Source organism: Rhodanobacter sp. C06 (assembly GCF_002001105.1).
GTDB lineage: Bacteria > Pseudomonadota > Gammaproteobacteria > Xanthomonadales > Rhodanobacteraceae > Rhodanobacter_A.
The window spans coordinates 14,264-26,971 of sequence record NZ_MUNP01000026.1; the positions used below are offsets into that span (position 1 = coordinate 14,264).

Consider the following 12,708-nt stretch of genomic DNA (forward strand, 5'->3'; position numbering starts at 1 on the left):
ATGAAACTCGTGCACCAGGATGCAGGCCCGCAGGCGGGAACCATGTCCGGCAGTGTCGACTCCACACCGCGACTGACCGTAGTCCAGCTGATCCCCGCGCTGCAGTCCGGCGGCGCGGAGCGGTCCGCGCTGGAGATCGCCCGTGCGTTGGTACAGGCCGGCCACCGTTCGGTGGTGATCTCCGCCGGCGGCCGGCTGGTGGAACAGCTGGTGGCCGAGGGCAGTGAGCACGTCACGCTGGACATCGGCCGCAAGTCGCTGGGCGCGTTGCTGAAGGCCGGCGCGCTGCGCCGGCAGCTGCGTGAGCTGAATCCCGACATCGTGCATGCGCGCTCGCGCCTGCCGGCGTGGCTGGGCTGGTGGGCGCTGAAGGGGCTCAAGACGCGCCCGCATTTCGTCACCACGGTGCACGGGCTCAACACGCCCGGCCGCTACAGCGCGATCCTGCTGCGCGGCGAGCGGGTGATCGTGGTTTCGCAAACCCTGCGCGACTTCGTGCTCGGCCACTACCGCTGGCTGGAGCCTGGGCGGGTGCGGGTGATCCCGCGCGGCATCGACCCCGAGGCGTTCCCCTACGGCCATCGCCCGGACGAGGCGTGGAAGCGGGCGTTCTTCGCCGAATACCCCGCGCTGGCCGGTGCGCCGCTGCTGACCTTGCCGGGCCGCGGCACCCGGCTCAAGGGGCATCACGACGCGATCGAACTGCTCGCCGACCTGAAGCGCCGTGGCATCGACACGCGGCTGTTGCTGCTCGGAGTGATCGAAGCCGGCCGCGAGGCCTACGTGGACGAGCTGCGCGCGCTGATCCGCGAGCGTGGCGTGGAGGCGCAGGTGGTGCTGGCGCCGCCGCGCCACGACGTGCGCGACGTCTACGCGATCTCCAGCCTGATCCTGCAGTTGTCGAACAAGCCCGAATCCTTCGGCCGCACCGTGATCGAGGCACTGTCGCTGTGCCGGCCGGTGCTGGGGTACGCACACGGCGGCGTGGGCGAGCTGCTGGCCGAGCTGTATCCTGCCGGCCGCGTGCCGCCGGGCGATCGCGAGCGGCTGGTGGAACGCGCCGCCGAACTGCTGCGCGTGGCGCCGCCGATCCCGATGCTGCAGTCCTACCGGCTGGCCGACATGCAGCAGGCCACGCTGGCGCTGTACGGGGAAGTGGTCGCGGGCTGAGCGCGGGCTTCCCGCCCTCTACAATGCGGGATCGTCGTCGCCACGGTTCCGCATGACTTCCGCGATCGATTCACTCAAGACCGTCCTGCGTTCGCCGCTGTTGCCGTTCTGGCTGGTGATCCTGTTGCTGCCGTTCGGGCGCAGCAGCGAGTTCGGCACCTTTCTCTGCCTGGTCGGGACGATCCTGTTCGTCGTGCGCGGACCGCGGGACTGGCGCGAGCAACCCGGCGTGCGATTGCTGCTGTGGCTGCTGGCGGCCTACATCGGCGCGGCGCTGATCTCGGCCTTCGACTCGGTGGCGCCGGGCAAGAGCTGGAGCTCGGTGGCCGCGCTGCTGCGCTACCTGCCGCTGGGTCTGTATGCCTGTCTCGCGATTCGCGGCGAGCGCCGCCTGCAAGCCTTGTATGTGGCAGTGGCCTGCGTGCTGGCGTGGTGGGTGCTGGACGCGTGGACCCAGGCGTTCACCGGCTGGAGCCTGGGCGGACATGCCGAGGCCCAGCGCCTCTCCGGTATCTTCGGCGCGAAAAACCTCAAGCTCGGCCCGACGCTGGCGGTGCTGTCGCCGTTCGCCCTTTGGACGGCGCGACGGCGCTGGGGCGTCGCCGGACTGGTCGCCGCCTTCCTGCTGCTGCTGGGGCCGGTGCTGCTGGCCGGATCGCGCGCGGCGTGGCTGTGCTACGGACTGGTGGCATTGGCCTTCGCCTGGCGCGAGGCGCGCTCGTGGCGCCGCTTCGCGCTGTACTGCGCGCTGGGCGTGGTGGTGCTGGCGCTGGCCGGCGGCATCGCGTGGCGCGCCTCCAGCCGCTTCGAGGCGCGCGTGCAGCGCACGCTGGATGTGCTGCACGGCACCGACAGCGGCCTCAACGCCGCGCTGACCGGGCGGCTGGACATCTGGCACGACAGCCTGAAGATGATCGCCGCGCACCCGTGGAACGGCGTGGGCGTGCGCGCGTTCCGCTACGCCTACCCGCAGTTCGCGCCGGCGAACGACCACTTCGTGGTGGCCGAGTCCTGTGGCGAGGGCGAAGGCGCCTGCCATGCCCACCAGATCGTGCTGGAGATCCTCACCGAGACCGGCGGCATCGGCCTCGTACTGTGGCTGGCGGCGGTGGTGCTGGCATGGCGCACGTGGCAGCGGGTGGGCGCAGTGGCGCGCGAACGCGCATTTCCGGTCACGCTGGCGCTGGGCGTGATGCTGTTTCCGCTGAATACCCATCTGGCCTTCTATTCGGCGTGGTGGGGCCTGCTGTTCGCGTGGCTGCTGGGCTTGTGGTGTAGCAGTCTGTTCGTGCCGACATCCCTGCCGGACTCCTCAAAGAAGCCCTTCCTCCGGGAGGCGCCCGATGAGGCGTGAGCGGCTGTCGGTGGTGGTGATCACCTTGAACAACGCGGCCACGCTGGACGCCTGCCTGTCCGGCGTGGATTGGGCCGACGAGATCGTGGTGCTGGACTCGGGCTCGACCGACGACACGCTGGCGATCGCGCGGCGCCACGGCGCGCGCGTGGCCATGCACCCGTTCGACGAGTTCGGCCCGCAGAAGCAGCGCGCGATCGACATGGCCAGCCACGACTGGATCCTCAACCTCGATGCCGACGAGGTGCTCTCGCCGGCCAGCCGTGCGGTGATCGAACGCGCGCTGGTCAATCCGCGCTGCGCGGGCTTCCGCCTGCCGCGTCGCGAACGCATGTTCTGGACCGTGCAGCACCCGTGGAGCTGGCGCAACGCGCACCTGCGCCTGTACGACCGCCGCCGCGGCCGCATGAACGAGGTGGAAGTGCACTCGGCGATGGAGGTGGACGGCCCGGTCAAGACGCTGTGGCGCGCCGACTTCATCAACGACAGCGATCCCGACATCGCCAGCCGCATCGAGCGCATCAACCGCTACTCAAGTGCGCTGGTCGCGCACAAGCTGCGTCGCCGCCAGCGTTTCACCGGGCTCCGCATGGTGCTCTACCCGCCGGTGTTCTTCCTGCGCCAGTACCTGTTCAAGCGCTATTTCCTGAGCGGCTGGGCGGGTTTCATCGCCAGCGTAGTGGGTGCGAACTACGTGTTCCTGAAGTACGCCAAGCTGCACGAAGCGCGGCGGCAGGCGAAACCCGGATCGCGCGTCGGCAACGATCCGGAATAAGAGTCGGCCGCCGCCGATCCAGCCGTTGCAGGCGCACGATGTCGTTGCCTGGTGATTCATGCATGGTTTATGTATGGATTTACGCCATGCAGCAACATGCAATTTGGCTGTGCATTGCAGCATCGTCAAAAATGGTGACAGTCGGACGATTGCATGAAATGCCGTCGGCGTATTTGGCTGCGGATCGATTATCGCATCAAGCTGCACCATGCCATCTGTCGCATGTTTTCGCGATCAGAATGCATATTCATGCCGTTGTTTATGCTGGATTTATTCAATGGCAATAATCCGCAGATCACAGTTGTTTTCGGCGCCATTTGTATTTTGGGTGGATGCGTGACAGCTTCCGCTGATCCCCGGCGGCGATCTTCAAGGCCGGGGAATGAATCCGAAGCGGGACAAAGACGGACAAGCGGATCGGGCCGTTTGTCGGGGCGAATGATTTCGTTATCCGGGCGCGGGGCGAGGCGAAGCGGATTATGACAATGCATGGCGGCCGCCTCGGCGGTTGCCCGGAGGCGTTTTGCTCCTTCGGCTACGCCGTGCAGGGTCGATGGGCAATGGCGACATGCGCGAAAACTCTCGTTCGTGCCGCCGGGCCGGCGGGAAGCCGGGTTGCTGCAGGAAAGGGAAGTCCGCAATGACAGGGGGAATCAACAGGGGGTTCAGGTCGTCACCCCATCCAAGGAGAGATTCCCATGAAGCAAAAGCACCTTGTACTCAGTGTGGCCATCACTGCGGCGCTGGCCAGTCTGCCCGTTGCGGCGCAGACCACGGCGGCGGCAGATGCATCCGTGAATGCGGCGGTGGCCGGGCTCGCTCCGGTCGAAGCGGCGCGGGTAACGCATGTCGTTGACGATCGTGTCCTGGTGACGATTCCGCGCAGCCAGGTGCCCTTGCTCGTGCATGCGCAGCCCACGGGGGCGGTGGCCGACTCGATGCGCATGGAGCACATGCAACTGATCCTGAAGCGCAGCACGCAACGGGAAGCGGCGCTCGCCAGCCTGATCCGGGCTCAGCAGGATCCGGCATCGCCGAAATACCACCGCTGGCTCACGCCGCAGCAGTTCGGCAGGTATTTCGGCGTGGCGCCGGCCGACGTCAACGCGGTGACAACCTGGCTGGTCGCGCACGGTTTCAAAGTCAACGGGATCTACCCGAGTCGGACGGACATCGACTTCAGTGGCACCGCGGCCCAGGTGCGTGCGGCCTTCCACACGCAGGAAGCGCATTACCTGGTCAACGGCGAGCAGCATGTGGCCAATGCGTCCGACATCCGCATTCCCGCCGCACTCCAGGATGTGGTGGCCGGCATGGCCGGCTTGAACGATTTCCGTCCGCAGCCCCAGCATGTGCCGCCCCGGAAGCTGACCTGGGATGCCGCCACGGAGAGCTTCAAGCTGCGCGCCGGCTCGGCCCAGCCGACCGGGACCGGGGCCAGCCCGCAGACTTTCCCGTTCAACCCGAGCCAGCGCGGCTTGTCGCCATACGACATGGCGAAGATGTACAACGTCGCGCCGCTGCTGAAGCAGGGCATCACCGGCAAGGGCGTCACGATCGCGGTGATCGAGGATGCCGAGATGAATCCGGCGGACTGGCAGCAGTTCAACAGCGCCTTCGGCCTGACCGGCTACGGCGGCAGCTTCGCCATCGTCAACCCGCCGCCGGCAGGCATCGCCACGGACAACTGCTACGCGCTTCCCTACGCGACCTGGGGCGAGAGCATCGAGACCGTGCTGGATGCGGAGTGGAGCACCGCGATGGCGCCCGGTGCAAACGTGGAAGTCGCGAGTTGCGCCGATTTCGATCCGAGCAACTTCAATCCCGCCACCAGCAATTTCTTCGGCGGCGTGTACATCGCGGGCATGAACCTGATCAACGGCAGCAGTCGGCCGGACATCATCAGCGCCAGTTACGGTTATGACGAACTGCAGGTCGACATCGCCAGCAAGCTGGCCGACGACGGCATGTGGCAGCAGGCGGCGGGGGAGGGCATCTCGGTGTTCGTCTCCAGCGGCGACTCCGGCACCAACGCGGGTTTCAACGGCGCCCAGTTCATCACGCTGCCGATCAGCCCCAACTCGTTCGCCAGCTCGCCGTATGTCACCGCCGTGGGCGGCACGGACACTGCCGATGTCCTCGACGGCACCACCAGCACGTACTTCAGCGCGAAACCGAACAAGGTGTTCGGTTCGGCGCTGTCCTACGTGCCGGAGATTCCGTGGAACGACTCCTGCGGCAATGGCGCGGCGGCCAAGGATCTGGGCTTCGCGGACGGCGTGGCCATGTGCCTGTACGAGTTCAAGTTGCTCAGCACGGGTGCGCCGTTCACCGCCGAAGGTTCCAGCGGCGGTCCGTCCGCGCTGGACGGCAAGCCGGCGTGGGAGACCCTGGTGTTCGGCACGCCTGGCGACCAGTCGCGCGATCTGCCGGATGTGGCCTTGTTCGGTGGCAGCTTCAACGGCTACACGTGGGCGCTGCTGTGCACGGAGTTCGACAACTGCGCACCGGGGCTGCCGAACGGCGTGGAAGGCGTCGCCGGCACATCGCTGTCCTCGCCGATGTTCGCCGGCATCCAGGCTTTGGTGAATCAGGCCATGGGCGGCCAGCGTCAGGGCGTGGCGGCGGCGACGCTGTATCCGCTGGCAGCCAAGGAATACGGCGCGCCCGGGGGCAAGGTGCCGAAGAGTCTGGCCGCCTGCAATGCCGACCACGGCACCAAGGGCACCGGCGCCTGCGTGTTCCACAACGTCACCCGCGGCGGCATCTCCACCAACTGCGGCAGCGGTGGTGCCGGCGGGTTCCCCGTCATCAACAACTGCTACGTGTACCAGTCGGCCTGGGGCTTCGGCCTGACCTCGACGACCAACGGCAGCTACACCGAGGCGTATCCGGCCCAGCCGGGCTGGAGCTTCGCCGCGGGCCTGGGTTCGGTCAACGCGGCCAATCTGGTCAAGGCCTGGAAGGCTTACGCCGTGACGAAGTAACGCCACTGCCGAATGCGGCATGTCCCCTCCCCGGCAGCGTGGCGCTGCCGGGGGTTTTCATGCGGCACCAAGCTGGCGCACGAACTCGGCGGCGATCACCGGCGTGCTGAAGTGCCGCTCGACGAAGTCGCGCGCGGCGGCGGCCATCGGCTGGCGGGTGGCGTCGTCGCACAGCGCGAGGATGGCTTCGCTCCAGGCGTCGACATCGCCCGGAGGCAGCAGCAGGCCGGTAACGCCAGGCTGCAGGGTTTCGGGAATGCCGCCGACGTCGCTGACCAGCACCGGCACGTTGCAGGCCTGCGCCTCCACCGAGACGCGGCCGAACGTCTCCGGCTCCAGCGATGGCAGCGCCAGCATCGACAGCACGTTGTAGTACGCATGCGCATCGTCGACCCAGCCGAGCACCTGGTGGCGATGTGCCAGCGGGAGCGCCGCAATCCGTTCCTGCAGCCTTTGTGCATCGGTGCCGTCGCCCAGCCAGATGCACTGCAGGCGCGGTTCGCGCGTCATGGCCATGTTGACGGCTTCGAGCAGGGTGAACATGCCTTTCCATGCAAGCATGCGCCCGGTATAGCCGAGCACGATCGCGTTCTCGTCCAGCCCGAGTACATGCAATAGCGCCGAGCGCTGCGTTGCGTCCGGGCGGTATGCGTCGGTATCCACCGGGTTGTACAGCACCTGCACGCGAGGCGCGGGCATGCCGTGTCCGATGTAGTCGCGGCGGGCATATTCGGAGACTGCGAAGAAGCGCTGCGCGAGACGCGGCACCAGTCGCGCGGAATACCCCTTCATGGGCTTGATGCGGTGGCGGAACAGCGCGACCGGTATGCGCAGCAGGCGGCCGAGCAGGATCAGCGGCCAGTATTCCTTGCCGAAGTCGCCCACCAGCCAGTCTGGCTGGAGTCGCCGCGCCGCCGTAGTCACCACGCGATAGCCGCGCAGGTCGAACACATTGCGGAAGCGGCCCGGGTGCAGGCGCACCGCGGAGCCCGCCAGCGCAAGCGCCACCGGGGCGCCCGGGTACACCACGGCCTCGACCTCGTGTCCGGCGGCGGCCAGCGCCTTGGCCAGCGTGACGAAGTGGACCTCGGCGCCGCCGCGCTCGCGGGTCGTGCCGATGAGCAGGAATTTCATCCGCGACTATCCTCGTAGCCGGTGAGCGCGCGCCAGGCGAATTGCGGCAGGATGTGGCTGCGCGCCACCGCCACGCGCGGCAGTCGCCACGGATCCATGCCCGGTTGCGCGCGGCCGCGGCGGATCGTGGTGGCGGCCGCATAGCCGGCTTCGCGCGTGGCCGCGACCACACGCTCGTCGTGGTCGCCGTAGGGGTAGCAGAACTGGGTCACCGGTGCGCCGAGCAGATCTTCCAGCTCGGCCTTGTTGCCGGCGATCTCGTCGCGCAGCTGCGCGTCACTGCACTGGGTCAGGCGCGGATGCGTGCGGGTGTGCGCGCCCACCTCCATGCCGGCCTGGTGCCAGGCACGTAGTTGCGCGGCGTCCATCATCGGCTTGCGCACGCCGAGCTTGGCGTCGTCCCAGTCGTTGTAGCGGCCCAGTGCGCCGCTGACCGCGTAGCAAGTGGCGCTGAAGCCGTGGCGCTGCAGCACCGGCAGCGCGTTTTCCAGGTTGTCCGCGTAGCCATCGTCCAGCGTGATCGCCACGACGCGGCCCTGCCGTTCGCCGCGCAGGTAGGGCATCGCGGCGCTCATCGACAGGCCCGTGTAACCGATCCGCCGCAGCAGCGCCATCTGCCGCGCGAACGAGCGCGGATGCACGTACAGGCTGCGCCAGCGCTGCAGCTCGCGCGGCGCCGGCGCGATGTTGTGGTACATCAGGATGGGGATGGGCATGACGGCGATGCTCAATAGATGCGCGGAGCGCCGGGCGGCCGGGTCTTGAAGCGCTTGTGCACCCACAGGTACTGCTCGGGCGCTTCGCGCACCATCTGCTCGATGCAGGCGTTGATGCGCGCGGTGTCGTCCGATGCGCTGGGCCCGGGGAAATGCTCCAGCGGCGCGCCCAGGCGCAGCGCATAGCCCTGGCTGTCGGGCAGACGGCGATGGAAGAACGGGACCACCGCGGCGCCGGACAGCCGCGCGAGGTGGTGCGTGGCGGTGATCGTGGCGGCAGGCACGCCGAAGAACGGCACGAAGGCGTTGTCCTTGCTGCGCATGTCCTGGTCGGGCGCGTACCACAGCGTGCCGCCGCCTTTCAGGTATTTCACCGTGCCGCGGATGTCGTCCTTGTCGAACATCGCGTCGGCGTAGCCGAGGCGCGCGCGCAGCACCACCCACTCGAACACCGCGGAATCCATCTTGCGGTACATGCCGGCGATGCGGATGCGTCGCGAGACCAGCCGCGCGCACAGTTCCAGGTGCGAGAAGTGCCCGCCCACCAGCAGCACGCCGCGGCCCTGCGCGCGGGCGGCTTCGAGATGTTCGAGGCCTTCGATGCGTACCGGCACGCGCGCGATCGCGCGCTCCGAACCCAGCCAACCCAGCGCGAACTCCATCAGCATCAGGCCGAGGTCCCGCAGGTGGGCATCGACCAGCGTGGCCTGCGCCTTCGCATCAAGCTCGGGGAAGCACAGCGCGATGTTGGTTTCCGCCACCGTCCGCCGCGCGGACGGCACGCGCTGGATCAACCAGCCCAGCGCACCGCCCAGCACCATCAGCGCACGATACGGCAGCTGCGCCACTGCCCGGATCACGCCCACGCCCAGCCAGGCCGGCCAGTGGCGCGGCGCGAGCAGGGCGCGCTGGAAATCGGGACGTGGGGTGCCGGGCATCCGCGGCATTGTAATGGACGTCCCTGCTTGCCCCGTATACTCGTGCGCTGTTTCCGGAGGCCGCCATTGCGTTATCTCTACACCCTCGCGATGTATCTGGTGACGCCGTTGATCGTGCTGCGGCTGGCGCTGCGCGGTTTCCGCTCGCGGCCGTACTACTGGCGCTGGGCCGAGCGCTTCGGCTTCTTCAAGGCGCCGCCGGAGCTGCGTGGCAGCCTGTGGGTACATGCGGTGTCGGTGGGCGAGGTGAACGCGGCCGAGCCGTTGATCAAGGCGCTCCAGCGCGACTACCCCGATGCGCCGCTGGTGGTGACCACGGTGACGCCCACCGGCACCGCGCGCGTGCAGCAGCTGTTCGGCGACGGCGTGTTCCACGTCTACCTGCCCTACGACCTGCCTTATGCGGTGAACCGTTTCCTCCGGGGCGTGCGCCCGCGGCTGGCGCTGATCGTGGAAACCGAGATCTGGCCGAACCTGTACTTCGCCTGCCGGCGCCGCGGTGTCCCGCTGATGATCGTCAACGCGCGCCTGTCCGAGCGCTCGCTGCGCGGTTACCGGCCGCGGCCCCTGCGCGGCATGGTGCGCGCGGCGCTGGGCTGCGTGGATCGGGTGGTCGCGCAATCCCGCGCGGACGCCGCGCGCTACCGCCTGATCGGTGCGCCAGCGGAGCGCATCGTGGTCGGCGGCAACCTGAAGTACGACATGCCGGTGCCGCTGGAGGCGCAGGCCACAGGCGCGCGCCTGCGCGAGCACTGGGGCGCGCGGCGACCGGTGTGGATCGCCGCCAGCACCCACGAGGGCGAAGAGCAGTCCGTGCTGGAGGCACACCTCGCGGTGCTGAAGCGCCTGCCCGACGCGCTGCTGCTGATCGCGCCGCGCCACCCCGAGCGTTTCCGTCCGGTGGAACACGCCGTGCGCAGCCTCGGATTCGCCGCCGGCAGCTACGGCGCCGACGGCATGCCGGCGCCGTCGAACCAGGTCTTCGTGATCGATGCGATGGGCCAACTGATGCCGTTCTATGCGGCCGCGGGGCTGGCCTTCGTGGGCGGCAGCCTGGTGCCGATCGGCGGCCACAACGTGCTGGAACCGGCCGCGCTGGGCACGCCGGTGCTGGTGGGGCCGCACACCTTCAACTTCGAAGAGATCACCGCCAGCCTGATCGAGGATGGCGGCGCGCTGCGCGTGCCGGACAGCAGTGCGCTGGGCGAGGCGGTGTTACGCCTGCTGCGCGACGACGCGCAACGGCGCGCGATGGGCCACGCCGCGCAGCAGGTGTTCGAGCGCGAGCGCGGCGCGGTGGGGCGGTTGATGCGGCTGATCGGCGCGCAACTGCGGGAATGACGGCGCCGAAACGACGATGGCCGGGCATTCGCCCGGCCATCGATCCGGCGTGCGCTGGATGACTTACTGCAGCAGGGCGTTGATGGCCTGCATGTCGCCGAGGCTGGCGGTGCCGGCGCTCTGCTTCAGCAGCAGGCGGTTCAGCACCAGCTGGTGGCGCGACTGCGAATAGGTGCTTTCCGCCTGGGTCAGGGTCTGGATGGCCAGCAGCACGTTGACCATGGTCTGCGTGCCTACCTCGAAGCCTGCGCGAGTGGCGTCCAGCGCCTTCTGCGCCGACTCCACCGCGGCCTTGCCCGACTGCACCTGGCTGACGCCGGCCAGCACCGAGCGGTAGTAGTTGAGCGTGCTTGCCTTCACCTGGCGGCGCTCGATCTCCTCCGAGTCCTGCGCGGCATCGCGGTTGTAGATCGACTGGCGCACGCGCGACTGGGTGAGGCCGCCGGAGAAGATCGGCACGTTGAGGGTGAGTCCGATCGTGGTCGAAGACGGCGTGTTGGAATGGATCGCCGCGTTCTCGTACCAGCTCGCGCTCTTGCCATAGCTGACGTTCGCGGTGATCGTCGGCAGGTGGCCGGCGCGCGCCGCGGTGATGTTGTGCTCGGCGGCCGCCACGTTCTGCTTCTGCGCCAGCAGGTTCGGGTTGTTGATCAGCGCCTGCTTCACCCAGGCATCCGGGTCGGCCGGGTCGGGCGAGTTCATCGGCAGCTCGTCGCGCAGCTTCTTCAGGTTGCCGGTGGGCTTGCCGGTGATCTGGCTCAGCGCCTCGCGGTCGTTGTCCAGGGTGTTCTGCGCAGCGATCGTCGTCGCCTTGGCCGCTTCGTAGAAGCTCTTGGCCTGGTACACGTCGGTGATCGCCGACAGGCCGACCTTGAAGCGCTGGTCCGCCTGCTCGAACTGCTGTTTGAAGGCATCTTCGTTGGCTTTGGCGTTGGCCAGCAGGTCCTCGTCGGTGAGCACGGTGAAGTAGGCGCCGGTGACGCGCACGAACAGGTTCTGCAGCGCGGCCTGGTACAGCTCGTCCTGCGCGTCCGCCGAGGCATGTGCGGCCTTGAGGTTGGCGTACTTGCTGAAGTCGAACACGGTCTGGCTGAGGTTGAGGTTTAGGCTGCGCGTGCGGCTGTGGCCGAACGAGCTGGTGCTGATGAACTGGCCGGGATTGTTCGGATCCTGGATGCGGCCGCCGCTGCCGCCGGTGGTCTGGCTCAGCGAGAGGCTGCCATCGATCTGCGGCAGCAGCAGCGCGCGCGCCTGGGGCACACCCTCGCCGACGGAGAGGCGGTTGGCGTCGGCCTGGGCCAGCACCGGGTCGTTGGCGCGCGCCTCGCGGTAGGCGTCGAGCAGATCTTCGCCATGACTGGGCAGCGAGACGGCGGCCAAGGCCAATGCCAGGGTGAGCAGCTTCAAACGCATGGGTTGCCTCGTGGGGAAGTCGATGTCGGTCGGTGGGGCGTTCAGAACACGAAACGCGACGACGGCGCGGCGTGGGCGAGATATGGCAGGTCGGTCTCGAACAGGCTTTGCTCGCGCTGGCGGCCTTCGCCCTCGTGGACGATCAGCACGGCCTGCTGTGCGGGCGACTCGCCGCGGATCACCAGCAGGCGGCCGCCCGGCTTGAGCCAGCCGAACCAGCGCGCGGGCGTCTCGGCCACGGCGCCCGTAGCGACCACGGCGTCGAACTGGCCGTCCGGCTGCCAGTCGCGCACGGCTTCGCCGGTGTGCAACCGCGCGTTCGTCGCGCCGGCGGCCTGCAGACGCTGGCTGGCGGCCGTGGTGAAGTCGGCATGGATGTCGACGCTGACCACTTCGGCCGCGAGCCCGGCGAGGCAGGCAGTGAGGAAGCCCGAGCCGGTGCCGATCTCCAGCACACGTTCGCCGGGCTGGAGATCCAGCGCCTGCAGCACGCGGCCTTCCAGCACCGGTTTCATCATCACCTCGCCGTGGCCCAGCGGCAGGCACAGGTCGGCGAAGGCGAGCTGGCGGTGTTCGGGCGCCACGAAATCCTCGCGCCGCACGCGGCCGAGCATGTCCAGCACGCGGCCGTCCAGGACCTCCCAGGGACGCACCTGGTTCTCCACCATGTTCGTCCGCGCCTGCTCGAAGTTCATCGCCATGTCTGCCGGGTTCCGTGAGTATCGAAAAAAGACCTGAAAGGATAAGGGCTTGGCCTCGCCTCGACAATGACTAGACTGCGACGCGCGCCCTGTGTCACGAAGTGCCGGAAGTCACCGCGATGCGCTGACTTAAGTCATGCCCCGGACCGTGTCCGCGGACACTCTGCCGCCTGCCGACT

10 protein-coding genes are annotated in these 12,708 nt (G+C 68.3%); 5 read left to right on the forward strand and 5 right to left on the reverse strand.

Annotated elements, in window-relative coordinates:
* Positions 1-42: 42 nt before the first annotated feature.
* The 4 genes from B0E52_RS01665 to B0E52_RS01680 all read left to right on the forward strand — a co-directional run bounded on the left by B0E52_RS01665 (position 43) and on the right by B0E52_RS01680 (position 6,286).
* Positions 43-1,170 (forward strand): glycosyltransferase, encoded by a 1,128-nt coding sequence (locus B0E52_RS01665; RefSeq protein WP_077481220.1) that lies wholly within the window; start codon positions 43-45, stop codon positions 1,168-1,170.
* Positions 1,171-1,222: 52 nt separating this feature from the next.
* Complete coding sequence (locus B0E52_RS01670; protein ID WP_077481122.1) at positions 1,223-2,524, forward strand: O-antigen ligase family protein; 1,302 nt, start codon at positions 1,223-1,225, stop codon at positions 2,522-2,524.
* Positions 2,514-3,299 (forward strand): glycosyltransferase family 2 protein, encoded by a 786-nt coding sequence (locus B0E52_RS01675; protein WP_077481124.1) that lies wholly within the window; start codon positions 2,514-2,516, stop codon positions 3,297-3,299. The genes B0E52_RS01670 and B0E52_RS01675 overlap by 11 nt, the downstream gene beginning before the upstream one ends.
* Positions 3,300-3,997: 698 nt before the next feature.
* Positions 3,998-6,286, forward strand: coding sequence for a S53 family peptidase (locus B0E52_RS01680; RefSeq protein ID WP_077481126.1), 2,289 nt, complete (start codon positions 3,998-4,000; stop codon positions 6,284-6,286).
* A gap of 57 nt (positions 6,287-6,343) precedes the next feature.
* Here the strand turns inward: B0E52_RS01680 and B0E52_RS01685 are convergent, their stop codons facing one another.
* Genes B0E52_RS01685 through lpxL form a run of 3 tightly spaced genes read right to left on the reverse strand, consistent with a single transcriptional unit; the run spans position 6,344 to position 9,083 of the window.
* On the reverse strand, positions 6,344-7,420 hold the full coding sequence (locus B0E52_RS01685) for a glycosyltransferase family 4 protein (RefSeq protein ID WP_077481128.1): 1,077 nt from the start codon (positions 7,418-7,420) through the stop codon (positions 6,344-6,346).
* Positions 7,417-8,136: a polysaccharide deacetylase family protein gene (locus B0E52_RS01690; protein ID WP_077481222.1), complete on the reverse strand. Its 720-nt coding sequence runs from the start codon at positions 8,134-8,136 to the stop codon at positions 7,417-7,419. Before B0E52_RS01690 ends, B0E52_RS01685 begins: the two co-directional genes overlap by 4 nt.
* An 11-nt stretch (positions 8,137-8,147) precedes the next feature.
* Entirely contained in the window at positions 8,148-9,083 is a 936-nt protein-coding gene (lpxL, locus tag B0E52_RS01695) for an LpxL/LpxP family Kdo(2)-lipid IV(A) lauroyl/palmitoleoyl acyltransferase (protein ID WP_077481130.1), read from the reverse strand.
* Positions 9,084-9,140: 57 nt separating this feature from the next.
* Between lpxL and waaA the strand changes: the two genes are divergently transcribed.
* Positions 9,141-10,415, forward strand: a complete 1,275-nt coding sequence (gene waaA, locus B0E52_RS01700) for a lipid IV(A) 3-deoxy-D-manno-octulosonic acid transferase (protein WP_077481132.1) — start codon at positions 9,141-9,143, stop codon at positions 10,413-10,415.
* 63 nt (positions 10,416-10,478) lie between these two features.
* Here waaA and B0E52_RS01705 read toward each other — a convergent pair whose 3' ends face one another.
* Both B0E52_RS01705 and B0E52_RS01710 read right to left on the reverse strand, forming a co-directional pair.
* Positions 10,479-11,828, reverse strand: a complete 1,350-nt coding sequence (locus B0E52_RS01705) for a TolC family outer membrane protein (RefSeq protein ID WP_077481134.1) — start codon at positions 11,826-11,828, stop codon at positions 10,479-10,481.
* A gap of 41 nt (positions 11,829-11,869) precedes the next feature.
* Positions 11,870-12,529 (reverse strand): protein-L-isoaspartate O-methyltransferase, encoded by a 660-nt coding sequence (locus B0E52_RS01710; RefSeq protein ID WP_077481136.1) that lies wholly within the window; start codon positions 12,527-12,529, stop codon positions 11,870-11,872.
* Positions 12,530-12,708: the final 179 nt, after the last annotated feature.

Excerpts from the sequence above, each read along its gene's own strand:
- B0E52_RS01665 (WP_077481220.1), top strand. The coding sequence starts at position 43 with ATGTCCGGCAGTGTCGACTCCACACCGCGACTGACCGTAGTCCAGCTG.
- B0E52_RS01670 (WP_077481122.1), top strand. The coding sequence starts at position 1,223 with ATGACTTCCGCGATCGATTCACTCAAGACCGTCCTGCGTTCGCCGCTG.
- B0E52_RS01675 (WP_077481124.1), top strand. The coding sequence starts at position 2,514 with ATGAGGCGTGAGCGGCTGTCGGTGGTGGTGATCACCTTGAACAACGCG.
- B0E52_RS01680 (WP_077481126.1), top strand. The coding sequence starts at position 3,998 with ATGAAGCAAAAGCACCTTGTACTCAGTGTGGCCATCACTGCGGCGCTG.
- B0E52_RS01685 (WP_077481128.1), bottom strand. The coding sequence starts at position 7,420 with ATGAAATTCCTGCTCATCGGCACGACCCGCGAGCGCGGCGGCGCCGAG.
- B0E52_RS01690 (WP_077481222.1), bottom strand. The coding sequence starts at position 8,136 with ATGCCCATCCCCATCCTGATGTACCACAACATCGCGCCGGCGCCGCGC.
- lpxL (WP_077481130.1), bottom strand. The coding sequence starts at position 9,083 with ATGCCGCGGATGCCCGGCACCCCACGTCCCGATTTCCAGCGCGCCCTG.
- B0E52_RS01705 (WP_077481134.1), bottom strand. The coding sequence starts at position 11,828 with ATGCGTTTGAAGCTGCTCACCCTGGCATTGGCCTTGGCCGCCGTCTCG.
- B0E52_RS01710 (WP_077481136.1), bottom strand. The coding sequence starts at position 12,529 with ATGGCGATGAACTTCGAGCAGGCGCGGACGAACATGGTGGAGAACCAG.